Below are 26,148 nucleotides of genomic sequence, written 5' to 3' on the forward strand. Positions count from 1 at the left end.
CTTCTGTTGAACACTTAAGAAATCCGGAGCAAAACAAAGCTATTTTAAGTAACCTGCCATTATCGTGAGGGAGGCTCACGGGCTACCCGCGGAAAGCGAAGTCATGCACGGAAATCATTAGCGGTATTGAGAACCATTACTCAAATTTTTGAAACATAGAATTTTAATATAGTCTATTGAAAAGGGTAAAAAGCACTGTTTTACTAGATTCTGGTGCTTTCAAACAAGCCGTTCTATCTTATCTATCATAAAAAAGAAGAGGAGGTGAAAACATGAAAAAAGTCATATTATTTGCAGATACAGGCATCGATGATTCGATTGCGCTGATCTATGCGTTGAAAAACCCCGATATCGATTTAAAAGCGGTCGTCGCAGGCTACGGCAATATCGACCGGGACAGGAGCGCCCGGAATGCCGCCTATCTGTTGAAGCTCGCCGGCAGGACGGATATCCCAGTCATCCTTGGGAGCACGAGGCCGCTGAGCGGTGAGACACCGGTCTTTTTCCCCGACATCCACGGGGAGGAAGGACTCGGCCCGATTTCTCCGCCGATGTCCGCGGAGCCGTTCGCGCGCAGGACGAACTTCACGAAATTGTTTCAGGTGATCAAGCAGAATTTGGAAGACATCACGATTGTGAATGTGGGCAGATGCACGTCGCTTGCGATGGCATGGTATTTGAGCCCCGAGGTGATGAAGCTTGTGAAGGATACGTACCTGATGGGAGGCGCATTCCTCGAACCGGGGAACGTCACCGAGGTGGCGGAAGCGAACTTCTACGGTGATCCGCAGTCTGCCGACTTTGTCTGCCAGAATGCGCCGAACCTGACGATCATTCCTCTCAATGTGACCCGCGATGCCTTGCTGACACCCGCATTGATCGACTTCATCGATACCCGGGCAGACACTCCCCTGCTGAAGCTAATCAAACCGATACTCGATTTTTATTACGACGCTTATCAGGAACTGGAGCCGGGGATCGCCGGCACACCCCAGCATGATGTGTCCGCACTCGTCGCAGCAACTGAAATCCCGGGAATGTTCTCGTATGTGAAAAAACGGGTGAAAGTCGACGATAGAGACGGCTACGCGGAAGGAATCAGCATTGCCGACTTCCGTCCCGGCACCCCCGAATGCACCGGAACGGGCTGTGCGAGGATTGCTTCAACACTTGACATCGAACGTTTCACTGCCCATCTGCTGGACATCTTGACAAAAGAATGACCCCGCCGGCTCCCCTCTGAACTGGCCGTCCAGTGACTCTTCATGATTTTCTGGACAAGCTGTTTTTCAACCAAAAAAGCCTCTCCCGCTCACTAAGGGAAAGGCTTTTCTTATCTTATTCTTCCAATGTCAAAGAATTCATGTCCACTTGATACAGCTTGTCATCATTCTCTTTCGGGAGCCCCCTGCCGTCCGTGTTATTTGACACGAAATAAAGTGTGTCCCCTTCCACGAGCACGTCCCGGATACGCCCGAACCCTTTGATCAGAGTTTTGACCTCTTTCGTCCCCGGGTCAAACAGCTTCACGCTCTGGCCGCCAAGGGCCGCGAACACAAGCTTATCATTCCAGAAATCCGCACCCGACGGAGCCCATGAAGGTTCTCCCGAATGGGCAAGCGGTGAGACCATGCCTTCGGCTTTTTCGTCACCCGTGATCTCCGGCCAGCCGTAATTCTTCCCGGCTTCGATCAGGTTTACCTCATCGTAGCCGTTCGGCCCGTGTTCCGTTCCGTACAGTTTCCCGGCTTCATTCCAGGCAAGCCCCTGGGGATTGCGGTGGCCATATGTGTACACCGGAGAATCAGCGAACGGATTGTCATCCGGAATGCTGCCGTCGAGGTTGATGCGCAGGATTTTGCCTCCGAGGAAGGAAAGGTCCTGGGCTTTTTCTTCCTGCGTGGCGTCACCCGTCGTGATATACAGCTTCCCGTCGGGGCCGATCTTCAGCCGGCCGCCGTGATGGTACTGTGCCCCGCTCGGGATCTTATCGAGGAGTACACGGGTTTCATCCCACGCATCCCCCGACCTTTTCAGCACCACGACTCTGTTATAGGGGGTCCCGTCCTCCGCGTTGTACGTATAGTAGGCGAATGCCTGCTGATTCTCTTTGAAATCAGGGTGCAGGACGAGTCCCATGAACCCTGCCTCGGGCTGGCTGGCAAGCGGCTTGGAGAGATTCACTTTCACCTTGGCCTGCCTGCCTTCCTTGATTTCCACGATGCCGCCGGTCCGCTCCGTCAGGTAGAAATCGCCCCCGTCCTTCACAATCGACCAGGGGATGGAGAGGTTCTCTGCCAGTATTTTATGTTCGGTCTCACGCTTGCTGACCGACTCGCTCTCTTCTTCCTGTTGTCCTCCGCATGATGTGAGAATGAGCAGAAGTCCGATCATCGGGATCATTCTTTTCTTACTAAAAAAAGATCTCATCGGCCGCTGTCTCCTTTATCATTTTTTCATCAGTATGGACAACCATTGAAGAATTCAACCTATTTCACTGGAGATTGAATGGCCTCCCTGATGGCTTTTGCCACTCCGTCATCACGGTTTGCCGCTGTCTGGTACGTGCAGAATTCCTTGATTTGAGCGAGCGCATTGCCCATCGCGACCGGACGGCCGACCACTTTCATCATCGACAGGTCATTGAGGTTGTCCCCCATTGCCATCCCGTCCTCCGGGGAAAGTCCTTTTTCCTTTAACACTTTCTCCAATGCAACGCCTTTCTGCGCCTCGATGCTGTTCACTTCAAGGTTTTCTTTCCCAGATGAGCTGACCGCGATTCCGTCGATGTTCTTCAGCTTTTCATTCGCTGCCTTCAGCTGTTCATCGTCAAAAGAGAAGACGAGGAATTTATAAACAAGCTGGGAATCGTCATTGAAAATCGCACCGTAATCGTCGACGAGCCTGATATGACCATTTTCAAAACGTTCACGCGCCGCCTGTCTCACCTGTTCCTCCGTCACATCGGGGTTCGCTGTCGTAAAGATATCCACGATCAGTTCGATTCCCATATCATAGTTTTCCGTGTACGTACCCTTGTCGGTGTAAACTTCAAAGTATATGCCAGTCTCATTGAGGGCTGCTGCGATTTGCTTTGCATGAGAGGACTCTATGCCCGCTTGATGGACGATCTGTCCTTCTTTACTTCTGACTTCCGCCCCGTTCACGCAGATGATATCGCAGGATATTCCGGCATCCTTAAGCACGTGACGCGCCTCTTCATAGGAACGTCCCGTTGCCACGATCACTTCGATTCCCTGCTTCTGAGCGTCAAGGATCGCCTGTTTATTCGCTTCCGAGATTTCCTGGTTTTCATTTAATAATGTTCCATCCATATCGCTTGTAATGCTCGTAATCATGATCCTACACCTTTCATTTCTGTATTTTTCACATGCTGTCATTCTATTCTTCTTTAGCATTTGCTCTCTGTGCATTTGTTATTTAGTCATTGTATCAGAACGCTCCTGTTTTTGACATTCTCGCGCCTTTTATACAGAAATATTGAATGTTCATGCATGACAGGGGGGTGATTGGGGTATGAGAATAATAGGCAGGTGTGCAGAAAAAACATAAGGAGGGATTCTTAATTTGGAGAATCGTAAAAATTTAAATAAAGTTTTTTGGATTTCGGCGGTTGCAATCGCCATTTTAGTTGTATTCGGTGCCGTCTTTCCCAAACTGTTTGCAAAAGGGGCAAATGCAGCATTCGGGTTCACTACATATGCATTCGGCTGGTTTTACTTATTATCCGTACTTATTTTTGTTTTATTTTTAGTGGCACTGGCCATAAGCAAATACGGGAAAATCAGGCTTGGACGGGATGATGAAAGGCCTGAGTACCCATTCTTCACCTGGATCGGGATGCTGTTTTCAGCCGGATTCGGGATTGGACTCGTCTTCTGGGGAATAGCCGAACCGATGAGCCATTTTTTCGAAACGCCTTACCCTTCGACGGAACCGCTGACAAAAGAAGCAGCGCGGCTTTCGATGGCGTATTCCTTTTTCCATTGGGGCGTCAGCCAATGGTCCGTCTTCACCATTGTCGGCCTGATCATCGCTTACTTCCAGTTCAGGAAAGGGGAAAACGGCTTGATCTCCACTTCCCTTTCCCCGATGTTCGGCAAACGCAAACGGGCTAAAGGCATCAAGAACACAATCGATATCCTAGCCGTCATCGCAACCGTCATGGGGGTGGCCACATCGCTGGGACTTGGGATCCTTCAGATCAACGGCGGATTGAACACCGTATTCGGGATGGATGACAGCACCCTCAGCCAGCTGCTGATTGTGCTTGTACTGCTGATCCTTTACCTGACTTCCTCGACGACGGGGCTCGACAAGGGGATCAAGTGGCTGAGCAATCTCAATCTGTCACTCGCGCTCCTGCTCATGCTGTTCGTCTTTATTGCAGGACCGACCGTTTTCATACTCAATACGTTCACACTGGGGATCGGTGATTATATCACCAATTTCATTCGGTACAGCCTGCGCCTCACCCCTTATCAGGGTGGGTCATGGGTGCAGGACTGGACGATTTTCTACTGGGCATGGGCAATCGCCTGGTCTCCGTTCGTCGGTGCGTTCGTCGCCCGCGTCTCAAGGGGCCGGACGATCAGGGAATTCATCATCGGGGTACTTGTCATCCCGCCGATGATCGCCCTGCTCTGGATCGCCGTCTTCGGCGGAACGGCCCTGCACTTCGACCTGTTCGGCGGCACATCGATCGCAGAAGCCGTCAATCAGGATGTAACCAAAGCATTGTTCACGACTTACGCCGAGCTTCCGTTCACGATGCTCCTGAATGTGCTCTCGATCCTGTTGATCTTCACATTCCTGATCACATCAGCCGACTCGGCCACCTATATCCTGAGCAGCATGACAACCGAAGGCAGCCTGAACCCGCCGATGCTCGTCAAAATTGTATGGGGCGTACTCATCGCCGCCATCGCAGCCGTCCTTCTCCTCTCAAGCGGACTCGAAGGCCTGCAGACAGCATCACTCGTATCAGCCTTGCCATTCACCGTCATCCTGCTGCTCATGTGCTTCACCCTCTTCAAACTACTAAGAAAAGAAATACTGCCAAAACCAAAACCAAAAAAGCACAAACAAGCTCAATAACAATTTTTCCGGTCCTCTTTCAAAGGGGACCGTTTTTTGTGTCCCGATTGTTATTTACTGGATAATATCTTGTTTAATTTTATCTATATTAAAGTCCGGAGTGGATTGGAGCGGAAGGCATTTGACTCCGGCGGGAGATAGAGGAAAGGTCGAGACCTGTCCAGCTCCGGCGGTTAGCCCCTCGAGGTCATAAGCTAAATGGCCCAAGAAGGCAAAAGCGCCTTCCCGGACCATTCATCTTATACTTGTCGGGGCTGAACGAACCGCCTGTGCATTTCCTCCCGCAGGAGCGCAGCGACGAGGAGGCTCGACTTCCTCCCCGGGGAATCTTATGCCTGGAGCGCAAAGGAACGGTCCTGAATTTTATCCAAACTAAATTATAAGAAAATTCGACATCTTGAAAGGGTTTTCACACAACATTATAGAAGTATAAGAATCGGGATGGTTTTAAAAAGAAAAAAACACAAAGGGGAGAAAATGAATTGAAACCGTTAATTTCACTATCAAACCGGATCATGCAGCGGTACCTGCCCGATCCGTTTCTGTTTGTGGTCATCCTGACCCTCGTCGTATTCGGGTTGGGACTCATCTTCACAGACAGCACAAGCATCCAGATGGTCCAGTTCTGGGGAGAAGGATTCTGGGCGCTATTGGCATTCTCCATGCAGATGGTCTTGGTTCTCGTAACCGGCTATGTACTTGCGAGCAGCCCGATCTTCAAACGTTTTCTCGGCTTCCTTGCTTCATTTGCAAAATCGCCGGGATCGGCCATCGTCATCGTCACGGTCGTTTCGATGATTGCAAGCTGGATCAACTGGGGCTTCGGTCTCGTCATCGGGGCACTTTTCGCGAAAGAACTCGCAAAACGGGTCAAAAACGTAGATTACCGCCTGCTGATTGCCAGTGCATATTCAGGGTTCGTCGTCTGGCATGCAGGATTTTCAGGCTCGATTCCATTATCGATCGCGACCGAGGGACATCCGTTTCAGGATTTGATCGGCGTCATATCGACCGGCGACACGATTTTTGCTTCATTCAATCTTATTATCGTTGCCGTTTTGTTCGTCGTCCTGCCGATCACCGCAAGACTGTTGATGCCTTCGAAGGATGAAACCGTAACAGTTGACCCTTCACTCTTCAACGAAACCGCTGCGGCAGTTGAAACAGAAGCGCTGACGCCAGCTGAAAAAATGGAAAACAGCATGGTCCTTTCCATGGTCATCGGGATTCTCGGTGTGATTTTCCTTGGGTACTATTTTGTGAAAAATGGCTTTGCCCTCAACCTGGATATCGTCAACTTCCTGTTCCTGTTCCTCGGCATCCTTTTCCACGGGACACCGAAGCGGTTCCTGGCTGCCGTACAGGAAGCGATCAAAGGGGCAAGCGGAATCGTCATCCAGTTCCCTTTCTATGCAGGGATCATGGGGATGATGACGGCATCCGGTCTGGCCGTGGTGATGTCAGAAGCATTCGTATCCATTTCAAATGATGTGACATTCTATTTCTTCGCATTCATCAGTGCGGGGATCGTCAATTTCTTCGTTCCTTCAGGCGGAGGACAGTGGGCGGTTCAGGCTCCGATCATGCTCGATGCTGCCCAGACCCTCGATGCCTCCGTGGCAAAAACAGCTATGGCGGTTGCCTGGGGAGATGCGTGGACGAACTTGATCCAGCCGTTCTGGGCGCTGCCTGCCCTTGCCATCGCAGGACTGAAGGCAAAGGATATTATGGGCTACTGCGTATTTATCCTTGTCATAAGCGGAATCGTCATTTCACTTGGATTGTTATTTTTATAAATCAACCGGGCCGGCTTAAAAAAAGGACGGCCCGGCTTCCTTACTGGTATTAGTATCCAGTCGGTTTATTATGAAAAAAGATGGGGTAAATATCGGATTGTGTCGAATAATAATGGTGGTTTTCTGCAGCTATTAACCTGCTCACGTGCAGCATTCATTGACTGAGGTATGAATTTCCACCTGGACAAATTTATATGTATACACTAAAATGAATAATGTTTCATTCCAGCAAATGATCAACAGAGGTGAATCCATGAACCAGCAACGCTTTACATTAACCAGTCATTTACGATTTATCATTCCTTCATTGATAGGAATTTTTCTATTCATCATTCCGATTCCGCAAGAGGACGGGATCACGATTCCGATCGCCATTTTATCAGGGTGGCTTCAGGATAGCATCGGGACGCTTGTCCCAGCGATCATGACCGGCCTGATTGTGTTGACCGTGATCGGGACATTCATCACAAAAGCAGCCCAGCCGGAAGCGATCAAGAAATCGCCATTTTTCTATAATCTTTTCAATGTACCGGCCGTTTGGGTAGTCGTAAGGGTATTGGGTGCCGTTTATGCAGTCATGACTCTTTTCAAAATCGGGCCTGAATGGGTATGGTCCGATGCGACCGGAGGACTTCTTCTGAATTCTGAAGGACTTCTCACGATTTTATTTTCCGTCTTTTTATTTGCAGGGCTGTTCCTGCCATTATTATTGAATTTCGGACTACTGGAATTATTCGGGGCACTGCTCACGAAGATCATGAGACCGCTGTTCGGATTACCGGGGCGTTCTTCCATCGACTGTCTGGCTTCCTGGCTCGGGGACGGGACGATCGGGGTCCTGTTGACAAACAAGCAGTATGAAGAAGGATATTATACGAAGAAGGAAGCGGCCATCATCGGTACGACATTCTCGGTTGTATCCATCACATTCAGCTTAGTCGTCATTTCCGAGGTCGGACTTGGGGATTACTTCATTCCCTTCTACCTGACGGTGGCAGCAGCCGGCTTGATTTCCGCGATCATCCTGCCGCGCATCCCGCCATTATCCCGCAAACCGGATACGTACTATAACGGCCAGGAAGGGAAAGATACGATGGAAGTCATCCCGGAAGGCTACACGCGTTTCGGATACGGTTACGAGTCTGCGCTTGTGCAGGCCAAGAACAACAACAGCGTATCAAAATTCTTTGCAGACGGAATGAAGAATGTACTCGATATGTGGATGGGTGTGGCTCCGATCGTTATGGCGATTGGTACAACCGCGCTGATCGTTGCGGAAAACACGCCGTTCTTCGAATGGATCGGCATGCCGTTCATCCCGTTATTGGAGCTTCTTCAGGTTCCTGAGGCAACGGAAGCATCCAAATCGATCCTTGTCGGTTTTGCCGATATGTTCCTTCCTGCAATCTTTGGCGGCGGAATCGAAAGCGAATTGACACGTTTCGTTATCGCATCCCTGTCAGTGACACAGCTCATCTACATGTCTGAGGTTGGGGGATTATTGCTTGGTTCGAAGATTCCAGTGGACTTCAAGGACCTTGTGATCATCTTCTTGCAGCGTACATTCTTGACGTTGTTTGTGATTGTGGGTATCGCGCATATGATATTTTAATTTCAGGTAGTTTAAAACCAGGTTCCTTTTTGGGGACCTGGTTTTTTAATTAGGGATTTGATATATCCTTAAATCTTTTGATATTAGCTTTTATACCGCAGTTGATTTCCGTGGAAGGCTTCGCTTTCCGCGGGTAGCCTGTGAGCCTCCTCGGCTTTGGCTTTTATTGTCTAGCTGCAGGGCTTAGAGGCACATGTCATAAGCCAAACCGACCAAGAAGGCAAAGAACGCCTTCGTGGCCGATTCGTCTTATGCCACACGCCTCTGAGCAAAGCCCTTCCGCTTTTCTGATAGGAGTCTTCGCCTTCCACTACAATCAACCGCTAGAACTAGTAATATATTTAAAACGTCAACTTGATTGTCTTTAATCAGGACCTATCTTTCACTTTTCTTGCAGTCAAATGTTTTTTTACCAAGGATAACCTTGCACCTATGCCTAGATAAACGAGCAAGCCTGTAATGATCCCCAGGATCGAAGTTATCAGTGCACGGTAATAGATACTCAGTGTTTCGGGCAGAAAGCTGTCGGCCGTGTACTTGACCATCCAAACTGTGATGGACATGACGAGTACTAGTAAGAATACTGCTTTCAGTGTCTTAAGCAGCGGCAGGATTTCGAGTTGGATCGCTTTCTTGATAACAATAAAGTTGTAGAGTATGGATACAGAGAATCCAATGTAGGTTGCCAAGATCGGACCCGTTTCATCTAAGTAAGGGGATAATAAATAATTCAAAATGATTTTAAGAATGACCCCCAATAAGACCCCGGTGATTAATGTCTTCTGCCTGTTTATCCCCTGCATCACGGCCGCGGAGACTGTGAACAATGCGAAAACAATGGCGGCTAAGGAATACCACTGAAGAATCCCGCCGCCCAGATCCGGGCTGTTCTGCAGTCCAAACACAATCAGATAGACGGGTTTTCCCAGAATACAAAGACCCATGGCCGCCGGTAAAGTGAAGAACATCAGGAGCTGGATGCTTTGATGGATTCTATTTTTCACTTCTGTCATTCTTCCGCTTGTATAGGCAGACGTTATGCCCGGGATCAACGACATACCAAAAGCTGTCGCCAGTGACACAGGGACCATTACGAGTATTTGTGCTAAGCCGATGACTGAATTAACGGTTTCTGATTCATGTAATGTATACCCTGACGATTGAAAGATCGGGTTTATGGTGAAGGTATCGATATTCTGATAAATCGGTATAGCGAGGCCCGCCACTACAAAGGGAAAGGCATATCCAATCAGTTCCTTAAAGATAGACGGGATTTCAAGATCCATATTATTGAGGCTTTGATCCCGCTGCTTCTTTATCAAGTGCCTCCGTTTATAAAAGTAAAAAAGCAAAACAAAGAACCCTGCCACTCCCCCGATAAATGCAGCAAAGGTCGCAATTCCGACTGCGTTTTTAAGAGATCCATCTAGCATGTGAATGACGGTATATGCACCAGCCAGGATAAAGACAATCCGCACGATTTGCTCAATGACGGTACTGACAGCAGACGGCCCCATCGATTGACTCCCCTGAAAATAGCCGCGAAAAATACTCATCACCGGAATGATTAATAAAGCAAAGCTGACGAGCCGGATCACAAATTCGACATCTTCCAGTGAATTACCCGTTGGATCATTCGAATCAATCACGAATCCTGCGAGAAATGGAGCAGTCAGATATAAAACCGCAAAAGATATGAACCCGCTTATGATCATAAAGTACATCCCATATTTTAATAGATTCAATCCCACCCGATAGTTTCCCAGTTCATTGTATTTCGAAACGAATTTCGATACAGCAAGCGGAAGACCTATTGTCGAAATGCTTAGCAAAATGGTATACGGGCTGTATGCATACTTGTACAAAGCATATCCCTGCGTACCAACCAAGGCAGTGAAAGGTATAATATAAAGAAACCCCAGAACCTTGGATATCAGGGTGGATGCGGTCAAAAAGAACGTTCCCCTTATAAATTTATTTTCCACAGTAACACCCCGGCAAGTTTGATAGAGTTAAAATCTCACTCTAACATATTAACATAAATATCCAATTACAATTAGTAGACTCCTAATAAAAAACGCACAGGATTTCAAATGAAATCCACGTGCGTTTTGGTTTGATGGTTTATTTATTCATCCCCAGCATACCTTGGAAGCAGCACCTCCACCGTGGTCCCCTTACCCAGTTCCGACTCGATGTGAAGGCAGCCTTTGTGGTCCTGAAGGATTTTCTGGCTGACGGTGAGTCCGAGGCCCATCCCTTTTTCTTTGAGGGTGAAGAACGGTTCGCCCAGGCGCTTCAGACGTTCAGGCGGTATGCCTGTACCCTGGTCGGCTACGGAAATCTTGATATTCTTATCTTCCATTATGCAATCGATCGTGATATCGCCTTCGTCCATGGCGTCGATGGCATTTTTCACGATGTTGATCAGCACCTGGATGATCTGGTTCTTGTCCCCGTACACTTTGATTGGTGTATCAGGGCTGTTTTCATGGATGGTGATGCCTTTCAGCAGGGCTTCGTGGCCCATCACTTTTGTAATATATTCAAGGACTTCCCGCAGATCGAATGGACTGAATTCCCTCATTTGCGGTTTGGATAAAATCAGGAGTTCCCCTACGATTTGATTGATGCGGTCCATCTCTGAGGACATGACTGACAAATAACTTTCGGAGACGTGTTCGTTCTCTTCAAGCAGCTGGATGAACCCTTTGATGCTTGTGAGCGGATTGCGGATTTCATGGGCGATGCCGGCCGCGAGTTCTCCTACCACAGAAAGCTTTTCTTTTCTTAAAAGCATTTCCTCGGCTATTTTCTGCTGGGAGATGTCCCTTCCGATGATGACCAGGCCTTTCCGGCTTTCATCTTCATGGAAAAGGGGTACTTTGATGACATCGAAGGTCTTGAATTCCCCATTCGGCAAATAAAATCCTTCCTCACATCTCGTCACGTCACCAGCCTGCCAGGATTCTTCATCCGAATCGACACAATAGTCAAAGGCATCTTTAAAAAAAGGGACAAGTTCACCCAGTTCACGGTCTGTTTTTCCGATATAATCGATATCCTCCAAATTATAGAGGTGCCGGCCGAATTGATTCACCTTGAGCCAGCGCCCCTCCCCGTCTTTAAAGCAGACGAAATCAGGGAGTGAGTGGAGCAGGGTGGATAATTGGTTTTTTTCTTCAATCAGCTGATGATATTCCGTATTGAGGGTTTCTGCCTTCCGCCTCATGTTTAGAAGGAAGAAGCCTCCGCCCATCATGATGATGAGGGAGATGACGAGCTCCCACGGGCCATCAAGAAGAAGAACAGTGAGGATCTGGAGTATGAATAACAGACCCGTCACGGCCGCAAGACGATTGAATGTTTGATTTTTGACTTGTACCATTTTATCTTCCATGACGCCACCTGCGCGATCTTTTTCATATAATAACTTTATTATTCTATAATTCTGTCGAATTTACAAATATGAAAATGAACCCAAACAAAAAATTGACCACCTCTCTCTTGAAGGTGGTCAATTTTTGTCATCATTTCGTTTTTAGTTTATCGAGCATATCTGCTGTCATCTTGGCCAGGTCGAAGTTTGCTTTGAATCCCCACTCGGCTTTTGCAGCACTTGAGTCGATGGCGTCCGGCCAGCTTTCGGCGATTGCCTGACGGACAGGGTCGACGTCATAGTCGAGCTTGAAGTCCGGCTGGTGAACGCGGATCGCTGACGCTGCGTCTTCAGGTGCGATGCTCATTGCAGATACGTTGAAGGAATTGCGGTGTTCAAGTTTGGAAGGATCGGCTTCCATCAGGTCAATGATCGCCTGAAGGGCATCCGGCATGTACATCATGTCCATATGCGTTCCTTCACCTATGTAGGAAGTGTAGGCATTGTTCTTGATCGCCTCGTAATAAATTTCCACAGCGTAATCGGTCGTTCCTCCGCCAGGCAGCGTTTCATACGAAATCAATCCTGGAAAGCGGAGCCCTCTTGTGTCGACGCCGAACTTCTGGAAGTAGTAGTCGGAAAGGAGTTCCCCCGATACTTTATTCACTCCGTACATCGTCGTCGGACGCATGATCGTATCCTGAGGCGTCGAGTTTTTCGGAGTAGTCGGACCGAAAGCGCCGATCGAGCTTGGCGTAAAGAACTGGCAGTCCAATTCCCTTGCCGTTTCAAGTGCATTCACCAATCCGCCCATATTAAGGTTCCACGCAAGGAGAGGTTTCTTTTCAGCCGTTGCCGATAGAAGCGCAGCCAGGTGAATGATGGTGTCGACGTTATTCTTTTTGGCGATATCGAACATCTTCTCTGCATCCGTCACGTCCAGCTTTTCGAATGGACCGTTGTGGACCACATGGCTGTCGGTTTCACGGATATCGGTTGCGATGACATTATCCGAGCCATACACGCTTCTAAGCTTTGCCGTAAGCTCAGAACCGATTTGGCCCAATGCTCCTGTTAGTAAGATCTTTTTCATTTATTATGTCCTCCTGCAAAAAAAGCACATGGCCGGTGAACGGGAAACCCGTCCATCCGGCAAGGCATTATAGTAAATGTGTGGTTTAGATAATTCCAAGTTCTTTGCCGACTTTTTCATACGCCGCAATCGCCTGATCAAGCATCTCTTTCGTATGAGCTGCTGACGGCATGTTTCTCACGCGTCCCGTTCCTCTTGGTACAGTAGGGAATACGATGGATTTCGCATAAACGCCTTCTTCGTACAGACGCTTACTGAAGTCCTGAGTCGCCTGCTCTTCACCGATGATGACCGGTGTGATAGGTGTTTCACTTTTACCGATGTCAAAACCGAGTTTCTCAAGGTTCTCTTTCAGATAAGCACTGTTTTCCCACATCTTATCCTGAAGTTCCGTGCTGTTCATCAGAAGGTCGAGCGCTTCTGTACAAGCCGTCACGTCAGCCGGTGTAAGGGAAGTCGAGAACAGGAATGGGCGGGAGCGGACTTTCAGCCAGTCGATCAGGTTCTGTGTTCCTGCGACATATCCTCCGACTACCCCGATTGCTTTTGAAAGGGTACCCATCTGGAAGTCGACCTTATCCTGCAAACCGAAGTGCTTCACTGTTCCTTTACCTTTTCCAAGGACACCTGAACCGTGGGCATCATCCACATATGTCATCATGTCGAACTCTTCCGCAATCTCGACGATTTCAGGAAGCTTACAAACGTCTCCATCCATCGAGAACACACCGTCCGTGATGATCATGATTTTATTGTATTGGCCGGATTCCTTCGCTTCTTTCGCCTTCGCGCGGAGGTCTTCCATGTCAGAGTGATTGAAACGGATGATCTTGGCTTTTGAAAGGCGGCAGCCGTCGATGATCGAAGCATGGTTCAGCTCGTCAGAAAGAATGGCATCATTTTTGTCCATGACCGCTGAAATTGCCGCCATATTACAGTTGAAGCCTGATTGATACGCGATTGCTGCTTCTGTTCCCTTGAACTGGGCAAGCTTTTCCTCAAGCTTCACGTGCAGATCAAGCGTACCGTTGATCGTGCGGACAGCACCGGCACCGACGCCGTATTCTTTTACCGCTTCGATCGCTACCTTTTTCAGGCGCTCGTCTGTGGCTAGCCCAAGATAGTTGTTGGAGGAAAGATTTACGAGCTTCTTTCCTTTGATGGTGATGACAGGTCCGTTCGCACCTTCTAACGGATCGATTTCGTTGTATAAACCGCGGGCTTTCAGATCTTCCAGGTTTTCCTGCAAAAATGCATCAAGAGTTTTGCTTGTCATTTGGATATCCTCCTTTGGTATGTAAGCTCTTTTCGTAAATTTTGTAAGCGCTTTATAAACAGTTGTCCACTCCAAAAATACACTAAATATCTGATTTTTCTTTATTCTGCCATGTTTTTAATCTACTTTTTAGTTTAACATGTTTTTTCGTGATGGACAAAATTTTTTCAACCGAAATCATACGTTTTAGTGTTCCCGATTTATGAAAAATAGTGCGGATTTTTTTTTGCTGCTGGCGTTTTCTTAATATAGTTTGCCTTATTATACCGCAGTTGATTTCCGTGGAAGACTACGCTTTCCGCGGGCGAGCGGGGAGCCTCCATGGGATAGGTACTGGCCAGCTACAGGGCTTAGAGGCACATGTCATAAGCCAAACCGACCATGAAGGCAAAGAACGCCTTCCAGGCCGATTCGTCTTATGCCACACGCCTCTGAGCAAAGCCCTTTCGCTTTTCTGATAGGAGTCTTCGTCTTCCACTTCAATCAACTGCTGGATTGTCTATGAATTTTGGTTATCCCCATATAAAATATACCTCTTAAACGAAAAAAGACGACCCTTGAAAGCATGTTAAGGTCGCCTTTTTATCATCTCGTTGATTATTTTTGTCCAAGCCCAATCAACTTACTGGTTTTTATAATTTCGTATCAATCTTCTCCAGCAGCGTGTCAATGCTCGCGTGATCTTCGGGGGACTGGTCGATGTGTTTCCAGACGGCTTTTCCTTTTTCGTTGAATAGGATGGTGGCGCCCTGGATGTAGACGTCCTGGGTTTTCATCGATTTCTGGACGAATTTCTTTTGGCCTTGTTCGTCCGGCATGAAGTTCTTCACTTTTCCTGTGACGAAGCCGAACAGGGCTTTTCCGAGCAGTTTCCATTTCGGCATGGTGACGGTGCCCGCCTGTTTGTAGCCTTCGCGGGCCGGATCGCCGTAGATCGTGAATGGAAACGGACCGAATTCATCAAGGAATTGCGAGACAAAGCTTCCTTTTGACGGAGCGATCACGACTAGCTGGATAGTTCGTTTATCGAATTCTTCAACGCGCTCACGCAACTGCGTGAGGTAATTCCGGCAGATCGGTCAGCCAAGGTGGCGGACGAAGATGACTGCCGACTGCTTATCCTGAAGAAGCGTGTTGATATTCACTTCTTCCTGCGAATCGGGTCGCTGGAGCATGAAGTCCATAGTATGACCTCCTCATCATTCTTGTTCCTATCATACCTAATGAGGGAGGGTTCATTCAAAACATATGGGTTCTGAAACTCTCTACTTCACTTTTTCGAGCCTCTTGATATGCTTCAGGCCTTCCCTTTTGCTTAACGGGGCAAGATTTTCACTTTCAATGAACTTCCTTACTGCTTCCGGATTTGTTTTTGAATACTCCCGGAGCGCCCATCCGATTGCTTTCTGGATGAAAAACTCCTTCGATTCATTGTGCATGAGGATGTAACGGAATAGGCGGCTTTCATCCGTCTTCTCCTTATACCTCAGCTGGTGGAGGATCGACGTCCGGTTCAGCCAGAAATCCTCAGCCTGTATCCACTTTTCGAGATAATCGTCCGCATTTTCTTTTTCATGGATTCTGCCTGCCAGATGAGGGGAGATGTGATCCACCGTGTCCCACCAGGATTTCGTTAAGACCATTTCCTCCAAAAGAGGCAGGTGCTCCCTCGTAAGCTGCTTTGCCTGCTTATCGAGCAGCATCATCGCAGCATACTGGCATTCGCGCTGCGGCTGATCCCAAAGGGTGCGCACAATTTCCGTGAGCTCTTCCACCGGAGGCTTTCCGTTTTCTTTTAAAAACTCCCGCATCAGCGCATTCCACTCCGGGGTCTTGATGCCGAAGAACTGGAATTGATTGCGCATATAGTTTTCCATCGCTTCCCGGTTTTCCTCATTTCGATTCTCCGTCAGCAATGAAACCAATCGAACTGCATACTCATGACCCATCTTTCTCCTCCTCTTCATCACAGTCGAAACAAACGACCTTCCCGCTGTCTTTTTTTACTCCGTTGAAAAAACCATCCAGGCAGTAAACCGGCTTCCCGCACGACTCGCAGTGACCCACCAGCTCCCTCATAGAAGCACGTCCCCTTTTTCCCGGAGATAATAGATATAATCCGTGGAGACTCCTCTTTCACCAAGCTGCCTGAGCATCGCGGAAATATTCCCGCGGTGATAGGTACCGTGATTAATGAGATGCTTCAGGATCTCTTCTCTTGTATTTTGGAATGTTTCCCCTTTACTTGTCTGATAACTGATGGAAACCGTACCATCTCCCATGTCATCAAGCCAGTCAAGGATCTCGCTATGTAAATCCGAAAAATCCATCTCGCATTCTTCAAGTGTCTCAAACATCTTTTTATCCACCGGTGAAGGTTCACCCTTTAACCTTGAGAACCATAATGCATCCACTTCATACAAATGAAAGAGCGTCCGTTCAACGGACGGGAAAACGCTTTGAATCTCTTTCCGAAAAACGTCCCGCGGCAGTGTCTTCAAATGACCCAGCAGCTTTCGGGTCGCCCACACATGATAGCTAAATTCCATTTTCCATCCACCCCTTTACAATAGTAGTTCTATCCCGGTGGTAGAAATCCTTTTTCTTAATTGTGGTGATTCAGGGGGACAGGTACCGCGACCCAGTCTGCAGCATGATTCCTGGATGCTATACAAAACTTAATTTGACAAAACAATTTTAAAAAGTAATAACTTCAACTGAAATAGCAGTTAAAGACGCGGGTTTCAGGCTTTATTATGTGATTTCGTGCTTAAACCAAGCTTTTCACCATCCATAGTTGCCCCGGACCCCGTCCAAACCAGATATATTATCAAAAACGATGCTTATATTATCAAAAATCAGGATCAAATCGCAAAAATGGCCGCCCTTCCCTTGGAGCCGCGCAGCTTCAACGGCGGTAAATACACAAAAAAATCCCCTCAGCTCGCAAGGGGATTGTTTCTTTTTGATAATGGTCTTGCCAATACATAGTTCAGGAGCCGCTTGCTCTGCGGCAGGGAGAACCCGACGATCGAACCGAGTACGAGCGCGATTATCACGGTGCCGATGCCGACTGGTCCGCCGAGCATCCATCCGAAGAAAAAGACGAGGATCTCCATTCCGTTCCGGACATACTGCACCTTCCAGCCCGTCTTCTCGACAACGAGGAGCATGAGGCTGTCCCTCGGACCCGCTCCGAGGTCTGCGGATACATAGAGCCCGATCCCGTATCCGAGTACGATGATCCCGACAGCAAACACGATTGCCTGTACCACGATTGATTCCGGGTCAGGAATCAAATAATTAAATATATCTATGAAAATACCAATTAAAAGCATATTTAGAAACGCACCGATCTTCGGGAATGACCTGGTTCCGAGGCCTGTAATCAACAGGATGACGAATCCGGCGATGATCGACCATGTCCCGATCGTAAGACCGAGCTGTTTAAAGAGGCCGTAGTGGAACACATCCCAAGGGCCGATTCCAAGGTCTTTTCCTTTGATCGTCAGGGTGATCCCGAGGGCCAGTACAAGCAGGCCGACAAAGAAAAACGCCCAGCGAATCACGAATTCTCTTTTCATGAAAATCCCTTCCCAATCTGTTAATTTCATTACACCCGGATAACTGTAACACAGATGGGGAAACAAAAAAATTTCATAAAACCGATCGGGTTGATGAGGTATCTGGTGCAGGACAACTAGGACGAACCCGCGTTGATCAACTCGATCAATTCGCCATCCGGCCCCTTATAAAAGACTGCTCTCCAGCCGTTATCCAGCTGGACCGGGCCTTCGACGGGTTCCAGTCCCAGCCTGGAGAGCCTTTCTATTTCCGCTTCCAGGTCTGCCGTTTCCCATGCGAAGTGGACCATGGATTGTGATAGCGCACTATCGCCGTCTTGAATGAGCTCAAGCCGCTCTTCATCCCTCTTTAACAATACGATTTCCTCGCTCCCGATGACAGCAGTGAATTCTTCTTTAAAACCGAAATGAGTTTGATAAAACTGTTTTGAACGTTCCAGGCTGCTGACGTTGATGCCGATGTGATGAAGTTTCATGATATCACCTGATTTTCTTATTGTATTGGGTGGCTTTGAAGTGGATTAGGCATAGAAACTGGTGTTGTGCTCGAAATGAACATATTTATGCTCGAAAACAATTGTTTTGTGCTCGAAACTTCACCCGTAATGCACGAAACCACACGACTTCTGCTCGACCTGTCGAATTTTCACGATATTCCAGGTGAAGGCACCAGGAACTAAAGCATCCCGAACCAACCAACACTCACAAAATCAAATTCATATCACCAAATTCATGCCATAGATATCCCTTCGCAACCGCTGTCCGGTAGGCGCTCATAAGATGTTGCCGGGATATGAAAGCCTGAAGGAGATCGAGGTGGCTCGCTTCAGGCTCGTGAAGCCCGGTGATCAGTCCGTCTACGACGCGTAGCGGGCTTTCTTTTGTGATATAAAGATTTGTCACGCCGCTCGCCGCAGCTACATTCCCATCATGGCCGGCCGCCACGGTTTCAAGGGCCCTGACCACCGTCGTCCCGACTGCGATGACCCTGTTTCCTTCACGCTTCGCCCGGCGTATACTGTCCGCCGTCTCCTGAGGAAGATGATATTCCTCGGGGTGATGCACTGGATTCGGCCAGCGGTCATCTCCGTAATAACTGAGTCCGGCATGAAGCTGCAGGCACACGACCTCGATCCCTTCCGCACGGAGTTTCGTGATCAGTTTCCACGAAAAAGCCCTGCCGGCAGAAGCCATTTCCACAGATCCCGGAACGGACCCGTATACATTCTGGTAATAGTCGAGCGGCCACGGTGCATCGATATATTCGTAGCGGATCGGCTGGCCATTTTTATATATAAAATCATAGAACCCAGCTCCTTCCACACTAAAGGTGAGACGCACCAGGGGCTTTTCGCTCCCATTACCGGACATAAACGCTTTTACTCCGTCAGCGAAGGTAATCGGCAGCCTGGCGTCATACACCGGGCCAAGGATCAAAGCGTCCCATTCACGACTGCCGACCTTCCTCGACAGCCGCACTTCCACTTCCCGGCTGCCCTGCCTTCCCAGAAGTGAAGCGGGAATCGTCCTACTGTTGTTGACTACGAGGACGTCTCCTTTTTTCAACTGCATGTGAAGCTGGGTGAAGCGGGAGTGCTGAACACTGCCCGTCTTCCTGTTCAGCACCATCAACTTCACTTCGTCCCTGCTTTTCCCGGTAAGCTCGACCGGGGCAGAGGCATTCAGCTGACGGGGTATTTCAAAGATTGCCTCATTCATTACCTCCACCCCGATTCCAAGTGAACTCCTGTGCTTCAAACCGTTTCCCTGAAACATCCTTCGCCTCGTCTGAAGAAAGATAAAGGAAAACATCCATATGTTCATGCGGCTCGGCTAACGGATAATCACAGTCCGGAACGGCTTCTTCATGCATGCTTGTGTTCATTTCCCCAGGATCAACCATATTGATTCGCACCCCGGTTTCCTGAAGTTCATCTGCCCACGTCCCAGTAAGGCCCTCTACCGCGAATTTGGAGATTCCGTAAGCCCCCCACTCAGCGAATCCGGTTTTGCCTGCTTCGGATGTCAGATTGATGACGGATCCCTCGTTTCTCATCAGCATCCCCGGCAGAACGCGTTTGGTGACGATGAACGGATTGAATGTGTTGACCCGCAGCACCTCCATGAAACTCTCTTCAGGATAATCGGCCAACAGTCTCGGCCCCGGTCCGAAGATTGAAGCATTATTGATCAGCACATCGATCCTTCCGAACGCCTCCTCTGCCACCGAAACAAAACGGTCGACGTCCTTCGCAACCGATACATCCGCGACGACTGCTGCGACCTCTGCTCCCTGCGCACGCACTTCCATCTCCACTTCATTAAGCGGTGCCCCATTCCGTGCACATATGGCAAGCCTCGCCCCTTCCCTTGCAAATTGAAGGGCCAATTCCCTTCCCAGTCCTTTTGACGCTCCCGTGATCATGACCACTTTGTTTTTCAGCATGTTCATTCCTCCCAAATTGTTTTGCCTGCTTTCATTTTATGAAAACGATTACCGCGGCAAATCGGCTATAAGGGAAGAGAATATATAGAAAAATAGACCGGTACTCCATTCAGTCTTTTGATGTAGCCCCTCATAAAAACACGAACAATAATACTGGATTTTTATTTTATATTCGTGTTATAATAAGTTTGAACTTAATTATCAGCAGTGACTGGCGAAAACGTGGAACGAACCACAGGGGAGCTGCGACTTATTTTTATCATCAGCCATCATGCCGATCGCCTGGGCAAAAGGCAAGGGGACACCCTTGTCTTTTTTTGTTAGGCTCTTTTCACAAACGACTTGCTTCACTATAGGAAAAGGCGCTTCGCCTTCAGGAAGCAAAACTCGGGAGAACAGTCTTTAACCAATTACAGGAGGGATTGCAGTGGAACCATTGATTCTAGACGGTAAACGTGTTGCGACAGAAGTGAAGGAAAGCCTGAGATTGAGAGTGTCTGCATTGAAGGAAGAAGGGATTGTGCCTTGTCTTGCCACCGTGCTTGTCGGTGACGATTCCTCGTCCGAAACCTACGTGAAGATGAAAGGGAATGCCTGCAGAAAAATCGGCATGGAGTCCCGCCGCATCCATCTGCCGAAAGAAACGACAACAAGGGAGCTGTTGGATGTCATCAACGAGTTAAACAGTGATGACAATGTACACGGCATCCTTCTTCAGCATCCGGTCCCTAAACACATCGATGAACGCGCCGCTTTCGAAGCGATATCCATTGAAAAAGACGTAGACGGGGTCACAAGCCTTGGTTTCGGCCGGACATCTTTCGGGTTCGGCGAATATCCATCGTGCACACCTGCCGCCATCATGAATATCATCGATTTCTACGATGTATCGGTTGAGGGAAAGCATGCCGTGGTCATCGGCAGGAGTCCGATCCTCGGCAAACCCGTGTCGATGATGCTGTTGAACCGCAATGCCACCGTCACGACCTGTCATTCCTATACAGAAAACCTGGCGGAGATCGTATCGCAGGCCGATATAGTCGTAGCGGCCGTAGGAAAACCGAACTTCATCAAGGGTGAATGGGTGAAAGAAGGCGCGGTGATCCTCGATGCCGGCTACAATAAAGGAAACATCGGAGACGTGGATTATGATTCCTGTTATGAAAAAGCCGGAGCGATTACACCGGTGCCTGGCGGAGTCGGACCTGTCACGATCTCCATGCTCCTGAAACAAACCGTCGATTCTGCTGAAAAATCGGCAAAGCTATTAAGAAAATCTTCATAAATTATCGTCATGTCCGGAGATTAACTCTTACTGGGGGTTAATCTCTTTTTTGTTTTTTCAAAAACCTGCTTAAATGTGTAATGGAAACCTCAACCTCGTCCCCGCCGTCCACACCCGACACACTTGACTTCCCGCTCCTCCCGTACTAAGATAGATACCGAAAACTCCATAGACATGAAAAGACTTTCTAGGGTTCCGCCACTTACGGGTCTGGTCCGAGAGAAAGCGCAAAGAGCGATCTTTGTACACGGAGGGAGAAAAGCCCGGGAGATACCACTTTAACAGTGATATGTCCCGGGTTTTTTATTTTTTTAATAGAAAAGGAGCGATTTTTATGTGGTGGTTTGTCACAGCAGTTGCGGCACTGTTTGAAATCGGCTGGGCGACCGGCTTGAAATATGCGAATGACGGATTGACGTGGTCACTGACAATCGCAGCGATTATCGTGAGCTTCACAGGACTGCTGATGGCTTCGACTCGCCTGCCGACAGCAACCGTCTACGCAGTCTTTGTCGGGCTTGGTACTTTGGGTACTGTGATCGTGGATATGATCTTCTTTGATGCTGGCATCAATGCAGGTGTGGTGTTCTTTGTCATCATGCTGCTTACAGGCGTAATCGGCCTGAAATTTGTCACGGATGCAACTGGGAAGGAGGAACAGGAATCATGAGCTGGATTGCATTGATTATAGCGGGATTTTGTGAGGTGCTTGGTGTAAACGGCATGCAGCGGATCGCAACAGGGAAAAAAATCAGCGGATTAACCCTTCTGATCGGCGGCTTTATAGCGAGCCTGAACCTCCTTTCATTTGCCATGACCAGCATTCCGCTTGGCGTGGCCTACGCCGTCTGGACCGGTATGGGTACAATCGGCGGCGTTGTCGTAGGTATGGTGTTTTATGGAGACCCTGCAGACCGCAAACGAATTTTCTTTTTAACGCTGATTGTAGTGGCGGTTATCGGGCTTCGTGTAGTGACGAGTTAAGTGAGGCGGCGCAGCGGGGACGGAGGTTCAGTAATTCATTCTTGTAATGATTTTAAAAGTGAACCGGCTTACTCCGTCCCGGGTGAGCCGCACCTATTTGAAAGCGCTCCTGTACTCTCTCAATTAGAAAATGTAAAGAATGAAAATTTGTGGTGATCCCATTGGAAAGCGGCATTACGGGAAGAAGAGTGGTTTATACAGTTGAGTACCCGGGTTTATATTAAGAATAAGCATCCCGGCCTCTTATTTATGGCGGCCGGATAAAAAGTATAGTAGTTTGTGAAATACTGAACAAAACACTTGTATTCCACTCCAAACCGTCGTATACTTAAGTCAATTACTGATTGTGAAATGTTTCACAATTAAAACTTAGGAGGAATTTCACCATGAAAATCGCAGTAATCGGAAGTACTCACGCTGGAACAGCAGCTGTAACAAATATGGCAAATATGTATCCTGAAGCAAACATTACAGTCTATGAGAAAAACGATAATGTGTCCTTTCTTTCATGTGGTTTAGCATTATACGTCGGCGGTGTAGTTGAAGATCCTCAGGGCCTTTTCTACAGCTCACCTGAACAATTGAGAAATCTCGGCATTACAATGAAAATGCAGCACGCCGTGCAGGAGATCGATACTGCGTGCAAGCAGATCAAAGCGTTGAATCTGGTCACCGGTGAAGAAGTGAATGACAGCTACGATAAACTTGTCATGGCAACCGGTTCATGGCCAATCATCCCGCCAATCGACGGTATTAAGCTGGATAACGTCCTGTTAGCTAAGAACTTCAATCAAGCAAATACAATCATCGAAAAATCACGCGACGCTAAGCACGTCACGATTGTCGGCGCAGGATATATTGGCGTTGAGCTTGTAGAAGCATTCCAGCAGGCAGGTAAAAAAGTAACGCTGATTGACGGTGTGGATCGTATTCTGAATAAATATCTTGATCAGGAATTTACAGATCAGGTAGAACAGGAATTCATTGACCGCGGCGTTGAACTGCGACTCGGCGAAACTGTTACTCGTTTTGAAGGTGAAACGTCAGTTGAATCTGTTGTAACGAATAAAGGACATGTTGAGACTGACATGGTGATTATGTGTGTCGGCTTCCGCCCGAACACAGAGCTCTTGAAAGGAAAAGTTGACATGCTGCCAAATGGGGCAATTACAGTTGATGATTATATGCGCACAAGCGATCCTGACATCCTTGCAGCCGGTGACTGCTGTGCAGTAAAATACAATCCGACAGGTCAGGCTGCCTACATCCCGCTTGCAACAAATGCTGTCAGAATGGGTACACTCGTTGCTCGCAACCTGGTTGAACCGGTCATGAAAAACGTTGGTACACAGGGAACTTCAGGTCTGCATATTTATGACTTGAACATGGCATCAACGGGGTTAACTGAAACGAGTGCAAGAGCGATGGATATTCATGTGAAAAGCATCACAATCTCTGAAAAGCACCGTCCTGAATTTATGCCGACAGCGGAAAATGTGCTGTTAAAAGTCAGCTATCTGCCTGAAAGCCGTAAAATCATTGGCGCACAGGTACTGTCAAAAGCGGATGTCACCCAATCAATTAATACACTCAGCGTCTGCATTCAGACTGGCATGACGATAGATGAACTCGCCTTTGTCGATTTCTTCTTCCAGCCTCACTTCAATCAGCCGTGGAACTTCCTGAATAAAGCAGGACTCGCAGCAGCTGATACACGCAAGCTGGAATTGGTTTGATTCGAGCTGAGTCAGCGGATGACGTTGAAAAGCGCACTTTTAGGTAGTAAATGATCGTTATTTCCTGAGATTAACCCTTAACAGGGTTAATCTCTTTTTTGTCTTCTTTTCCAAAAACCTGCTTAATCTTCCGGTATTAGGGAAAAATGTGTAGGGAAAATAACCGAAAAGGAGCAAATTCATGGATACTCAAAATAATTATGCATTCAGCCAGCAGCCCGAACCATTTTGGAGGGAATCCGTTCAGCTTCCTGTGTTCCCTAAGCTCGGTCAGAATATCAAAACCGATGTAGCCGTCGTAGGCGGAGGAATCGCAGGGATCACCACCGCCTATCTCCTCGCAAAAGGCGGTAAAAAAGTGGCTCTGATCGATGCCGGACGTCTGGTCAACGGCACCACCGGCCATACGACCGCAAAAATCACCGCCCAGCACGGACTGATTTATGATGAACTCATCAATCATTTCGGTGAGGGATTCACCAAGAAATACTACGAAGGGAATATGAAGGCTCTTTCTTTCATGGAGGAGACGATCAAGAAAGAAAACATTGAGTGCGATCATTCCAAACAGGATGCGTACATTTACTCCACCACCGATGAATACAAGAAAAAGGTGGAGAAGGAATTTGAAGCCTATCTGACCCTCGGCATCGAAACCGAACTGATGGAGAAGCTGCCAATCGATCTTCCGATTAAAAATGCTGTAGTCATGAAGGAACAGGCGCAGTTTCACCCTGTAAAATATCTCAAGGCGCTCGTTGACAGCATCGTCAATAACGGCGGGCAAATCTTTGAAGATACGACCGCCAAAACCATCAATGAAGGTGAAAGTACTCAGGTGGTGACGGAGGAAGGATATCACATCGACAGTGAATATGTGGTCATTGCCACCCACTTCCCTTTCTATGACGGGATGGGCGCTTATTTTGCCCGGCTTAAACCGGACCGCTCCTATACGGTCGCGGCGAAGACCGCGAAGGATTTTCCAGGCGGCATGTATCTCAGTGCAGAAGATCCGACTCGCTCCCTGCGCTATACGGAAGACACCAACGGGGATAAACTCGTCCTGATCGGCGGCGACAACCACAAGACCGGACAGGGAAAAGATACGCTGAAGCACTATGAGGCGCTCGAAGAATTCGGAAATACAGTCTTTGGAATCGAGGAAGTTAAGTACAGGTGGTCCGCGCAGGATCTCATCTCACTTGATAAAGTCCCGTATATAGGTCCATTGACACAAAAACATCCGGCCATCCTCGTCGCCACAGGTTTCCGCAAATGGGGGATGACACTCGGCACACTTGCCGGACAGATCCTTTCCGATCACATACTCGGGAACCACAATCTATACAGCGATCTTTTCAAGCCGTCCCGTTTTAAAGCGGACCCGGGCATCAAACGGTTCTTAAAGGAAAATGTCAATGTAGCCGGGCAGCTGGTAAAAGGGAAATTGGATATCCCCACAAAGAAAGCGGACGAAATCGAAAACGGCGAAGGTGCCATTGTCCTGGTGAATGGCAGACGATGCGGCGGATACAGGGATGAGCAGGGAAAACTCTTTGTAGTCGATACAACCTGCACCCATATGGGATGCGAATGTTCATGGAACCACGGTGACCATACATGGGACTGCCCTTGCCACGGATCGAGATTTGCAGTCGATGGCACAGTCGTGGAAGGACTGGCAAAGGAACCGCTGACCAGGGTGGATGACCAACTCGGATAACGTCGAAATATAGCCCGGGAAATATCACGGAAGAAAACGAAAGTTGTCAGTTTTTGACGGCGCACAGCAACAAGATAAAGGAATATTTCCTCTCCTCATTTCCCACACTAATA

At 48.2% G+C, this 26,148-nt stretch carries 23 protein-coding genes and 2 riboswitches; of the genes, 9 read left to right on the forward strand and 14 right to left on the reverse strand.

Going from position 1 to position 26,148, the window contains the following annotated elements; genetic code table 11:
* Positions 1-272 precede the first annotated feature (272 nt).
* Entirely contained in the window at positions 273-1,223 is a 951-nt protein-coding gene (locus tag ACKA06_RS11160) for a nucleoside hydrolase (RefSeq protein WP_411159664.1), read from the forward strand.
* A gap of 115 nt (positions 1,224-1,338) precedes the next feature.
* Here the strand turns inward: ACKA06_RS11160 and ACKA06_RS11165 are convergent, their stop codons facing one another.
* Both ACKA06_RS11165 and ACKA06_RS11170 read right to left on the reverse strand, forming a co-directional pair.
* Positions 1,339-2,430 carry a PQQ-dependent sugar dehydrogenase gene (locus tag ACKA06_RS11165; protein WP_411159665.1) on the reverse strand — a complete coding sequence of 364 codons (1,092 nt, stop codon included), beginning with the start codon at positions 2,428-2,430 and terminating at the stop codon, positions 1,339-1,341.
* 59 nt (positions 2,431-2,489) lie between these two features.
* Positions 2,490-3,359 (reverse strand): Cof-type HAD-IIB family hydrolase, encoded by an 870-nt coding sequence (locus ACKA06_RS11170; protein WP_032087002.1) that lies wholly within the window; start codon positions 3,357-3,359, stop codon positions 2,490-2,492.
* 229 nt (positions 3,360-3,588) lie between these two features.
* Between ACKA06_RS11170 and ACKA06_RS11175 the strand changes: the two genes are divergently transcribed.
* The 3 genes from ACKA06_RS11175 to ACKA06_RS11185 all read left to right on the forward strand — a co-directional run bounded on the left by ACKA06_RS11175 (position 3,589) and on the right by ACKA06_RS11185 (position 8,526).
* Positions 3,589-5,118, forward strand: a complete 1,530-nt coding sequence (locus ACKA06_RS11175; protein ID WP_411159666.1) for a BCCT family transporter — start codon at positions 3,589-3,591, stop codon at positions 5,116-5,118.
* Between the two features lie 482 nt (positions 5,119-5,600).
* Positions 5,601-6,914 carry a short-chain fatty acid transporter gene (locus tag ACKA06_RS11180; RefSeq protein WP_411159667.1) on the forward strand — a complete coding sequence of 438 codons (1,314 nt, stop codon included), beginning with the start codon at positions 5,601-5,603 and terminating at the stop codon, positions 6,912-6,914.
* Between the two features lie 253 nt (positions 6,915-7,167).
* The gene (locus tag ACKA06_RS11185) at positions 7,168-8,526 is read left to right on the forward strand and encodes a YjiH family protein (protein WP_032087006.1); all 1,359 of its coding nucleotides are present in this window, start codon (positions 7,168-7,170) and stop codon (positions 8,524-8,526) included.
* Positions 8,527-8,894: 368 nt separating this feature from the next.
* Here ACKA06_RS11185 and ACKA06_RS11190 read toward each other — a convergent pair whose 3' ends face one another.
* The 12 genes from ACKA06_RS11190 to ACKA06_RS11245 all read right to left on the reverse strand — a co-directional run bounded on the left by ACKA06_RS11190 (position 8,895) and on the right by ACKA06_RS11245 (position 20,304).
* Complete coding sequence (locus ACKA06_RS11190) at positions 8,895-10,511, reverse strand: putative polysaccharide biosynthesis protein (protein WP_411159668.1); 1,617 nt, start codon at positions 10,509-10,511, stop codon at positions 8,895-8,897.
* 143 nt (positions 10,512-10,654) lie between these two features.
* Positions 10,655-11,926, reverse strand: coding sequence for an ATP-binding protein (locus ACKA06_RS11195; protein WP_081941050.1), 1,272 nt, complete (start codon positions 11,924-11,926; stop codon positions 10,655-10,657).
* Between the two features lie 130 nt (positions 11,927-12,056).
* Positions 12,057-12,998, reverse strand: coding sequence for an L-threonine 3-dehydrogenase (locus ACKA06_RS11200; RefSeq protein ID WP_032087008.1), 942 nt, complete (start codon positions 12,996-12,998; stop codon positions 12,057-12,059).
* An 85-nt stretch (positions 12,999-13,083) separates the two neighbouring features.
* Positions 13,084-14,274: a glycine C-acetyltransferase gene (locus tag ACKA06_RS11205; protein ID WP_032087009.1), complete on the reverse strand. Its 1,191-nt coding sequence runs from the start codon at positions 14,272-14,274 to the stop codon at positions 13,084-13,086.
* Positions 14,275-14,906: 632 nt separating this feature from the next.
* Complete coding sequence (locus ACKA06_RS11210) at positions 14,907-15,326, reverse strand: AhpC/TSA family protein (RefSeq protein ID WP_198258488.1); 420 nt, start codon at positions 15,324-15,326, stop codon at positions 14,907-14,909.
* Positions 15,327-15,539: 213 nt separating this feature from the next.
* Positions 15,540-16,223, reverse strand: coding sequence for a DNA alkylation repair protein (locus ACKA06_RS11215; RefSeq protein WP_411159669.1), 684 nt, complete (start codon positions 16,221-16,223; stop codon positions 15,540-15,542).
* A complete protein-coding gene (locus ACKA06_RS11220; RefSeq protein ID WP_198258490.1) occupies positions 16,213-16,353 on the reverse strand; it encodes a hypothetical protein in 141 nt (46 codons plus the stop codon). Before ACKA06_RS11220 ends, ACKA06_RS11215 begins: the two co-directional genes overlap by 11 nt.
* Entirely contained in the window at positions 16,350-16,823 is a 474-nt protein-coding gene (locus tag ACKA06_RS11225; protein ID WP_411159670.1) for a DinB family protein, read from the reverse strand. The genes ACKA06_RS11220 and ACKA06_RS11225 overlap by 4 nt, the downstream gene beginning before the upstream one ends.
* Before the next feature lie 390 nt (positions 16,824-17,213).
* Positions 17,214-17,858, reverse strand: coding sequence for a YczE/YyaS/YitT family protein (locus tag ACKA06_RS11230; protein ID WP_411159671.1), 645 nt, complete (start codon positions 17,856-17,858; stop codon positions 17,214-17,216).
* Positions 17,859-17,974: 116 nt separating this feature from the next.
* The gene (locus tag ACKA06_RS11235) at positions 17,975-18,334 is read right to left on the reverse strand and encodes a VOC family protein (protein ID WP_411159672.1); all 360 of its coding nucleotides are present in this window, start codon (positions 18,332-18,334) and stop codon (positions 17,975-17,977) included.
* 226 nt (positions 18,335-18,560) lie between these two features.
* Complete coding sequence (locus ACKA06_RS11240) at positions 18,561-19,634, reverse strand: S-adenosylmethionine:tRNA ribosyltransferase-isomerase (protein WP_411159673.1); 1,074 nt, start codon at positions 19,632-19,634, stop codon at positions 18,561-18,563.
* Entirely contained in the window at positions 19,570-20,304 is a 735-nt protein-coding gene (locus ACKA06_RS11245) for an SDR family NAD(P)-dependent oxidoreductase (protein WP_064567947.1), read from the reverse strand. Before ACKA06_RS11245 ends, ACKA06_RS11240 begins: the two co-directional genes overlap by 65 nt.
* Positions 20,305-20,501: 197 nt before the next feature.
* Positions 20,502-20,599, forward strand: a riboswitch (ZMP/ZTP riboswitch).
* 126 nt (positions 20,600-20,725) lie between these two features.
* Here ACKA06_RS11245 and ACKA06_RS11250 point away from each other — a divergent pair.
* The 5 genes from ACKA06_RS11250 to ACKA06_RS11270 all read left to right on the forward strand — a co-directional run bounded on the left by ACKA06_RS11250 (position 20,726) and on the right by ACKA06_RS11270 (position 26,035).
* The gene (locus tag ACKA06_RS11250) at positions 20,726-21,589 is read left to right on the forward strand and encodes a bifunctional 5,10-methylenetetrahydrofolate dehydrogenase/5,10-methenyltetrahydrofolate cyclohydrolase (RefSeq protein WP_197495197.1); all 864 of its coding nucleotides are present in this window, start codon (positions 20,726-20,728) and stop codon (positions 21,587-21,589) included.
* Positions 21,590-21,765: 176 nt separating this feature from the next.
* Positions 21,766-21,861, forward strand: a riboswitch (guanidine-I (ykkC/yxkD leader).
* A gap of 62 nt (positions 21,862-21,923) precedes the next feature.
* Positions 21,924-22,259, forward strand: coding sequence for a DMT family transporter (locus ACKA06_RS11255; protein WP_032087019.1), 336 nt, complete (start codon positions 21,924-21,926; stop codon positions 22,257-22,259).
* Positions 22,256-22,573 (forward strand): DMT family transporter, encoded by a 318-nt coding sequence (locus ACKA06_RS11260; protein ID WP_411159674.1) that lies wholly within the window; start codon positions 22,256-22,258, stop codon positions 22,571-22,573. Before ACKA06_RS11255 ends, ACKA06_RS11260 begins: the two co-directional genes overlap by 4 nt.
* Before the next feature lie 386 nt (positions 22,574-22,959).
* Positions 22,960-24,309, forward strand: a complete 1,350-nt coding sequence (locus tag ACKA06_RS11265; protein ID WP_411159675.1) for an FAD-dependent oxidoreductase — start codon at positions 22,960-22,962, stop codon at positions 24,307-24,309.
* A 181-nt stretch (positions 24,310-24,490) separates the two neighbouring features.
* Positions 24,491-26,035, forward strand: coding sequence for an FAD-dependent oxidoreductase (locus ACKA06_RS11270; RefSeq protein WP_411159676.1), 1,545 nt, complete (start codon positions 24,491-24,493; stop codon positions 26,033-26,035).
* Positions 26,036-26,148: the final 113 nt, after the last annotated feature.

Origin of the sequence: Rossellomorea oryzaecorticis, from assembly GCF_045897515.1 — a bacterium.
GTDB classification, from domain to species: Bacteria; Bacillota; Bacilli; order Bacillales; family Bacillaceae_B; genus Rossellomorea; species Rossellomorea enclensis.

Coding starts and splice junctions, on each gene's coding strand:
- ACKA06_RS11160 (WP_411159664.1), top strand. CDS start 273: ATGAAAAAAGTCATATTATTTGCAGATACAGGCATCGATGATTCGATT.
- ACKA06_RS11165 (WP_411159665.1), bottom strand. CDS start 2,430: ATGAGATCTTTTTTTAGTAAGAAAAGAATGATCCCGATGATCGGACTT.
- ACKA06_RS11170 (WP_032087002.1), bottom strand. CDS start 3,359: ATGATTACGAGCATTACAAGCGATATGGATGGAACATTATTAAATGAA.
- ACKA06_RS11185 (WP_032087006.1), top strand. CDS start 7,168: ATGAACCAGCAACGCTTTACATTAACCAGTCATTTACGATTTATCATT.
- ACKA06_RS11195 (WP_081941050.1), bottom strand. CDS start 11,926: ATGGAAGATAAAATGGTACAAGTCAAAAATCAAACATTCAATCGTCTT.
- ACKA06_RS11200 (WP_032087008.1), bottom strand. CDS start 12,998: ATGAAAAAGATCTTACTAACAGGAGCATTGGGCCAAATCGGTTCTGAG.
- ACKA06_RS11205 (WP_032087009.1), bottom strand. CDS start 14,274: ATGACAAGCAAAACTCTTGATGCATTTTTGCAGGAAAACCTGGAAGAT.
- ACKA06_RS11215 (WP_411159669.1), bottom strand. CDS start 16,223: ATGGGTCATGAGTATGCAGTTCGATTGGTTTCATTGCTGACGGAGAAT.
- ACKA06_RS11220 (WP_198258490.1), bottom strand. CDS start 16,353: ATGAGGGAGCTGGTGGGTCACTGCGAGTCGTGCGGGAAGCCGGTTTAC.
- ACKA06_RS11225 (WP_411159670.1), bottom strand. CDS start 16,823: ATGGAATTTAGCTATCATGTGTGGGCGACCCGAAAGCTGCTGGGTCAT.
- ACKA06_RS11230 (WP_411159671.1), bottom strand. CDS start 17,858: ATGAAAAGAGAATTCGTGATTCGCTGGGCGTTTTTCTTTGTCGGCCTG.
- ACKA06_RS11235 (WP_411159672.1), bottom strand. CDS start 18,334: ATGAAACTTCATCACATCGGCATCAACGTCAGCAGCCTGGAACGTTCA.
- ACKA06_RS11240 (WP_411159673.1), bottom strand. CDS start 19,634: ATGTTTCAGGGAAACGGTTTGAAGCACAGGAGTTCACTTGGAATCGGG.
- ACKA06_RS11245 (WP_064567947.1), bottom strand. CDS start 20,304: ATGCTGAAAAACAAAGTGGTCATGATCACGGGAGCGTCAAAAGGACTG.
- ACKA06_RS11255 (WP_032087019.1), top strand. CDS start 21,924: ATGTGGTGGTTTGTCACAGCAGTTGCGGCACTGTTTGAAATCGGCTGG.
- ACKA06_RS11260 (WP_411159674.1), top strand. CDS start 22,256: ATGAGCTGGATTGCATTGATTATAGCGGGATTTTGTGAGGTGCTTGGT.
- ACKA06_RS11265 (WP_411159675.1), top strand. CDS start 22,960: ATGAAAATCGCAGTAATCGGAAGTACTCACGCTGGAACAGCAGCTGTA.
- ACKA06_RS11270 (WP_411159676.1), top strand. CDS start 24,491: ATGGATACTCAAAATAATTATGCATTCAGCCAGCAGCCCGAACCATTT.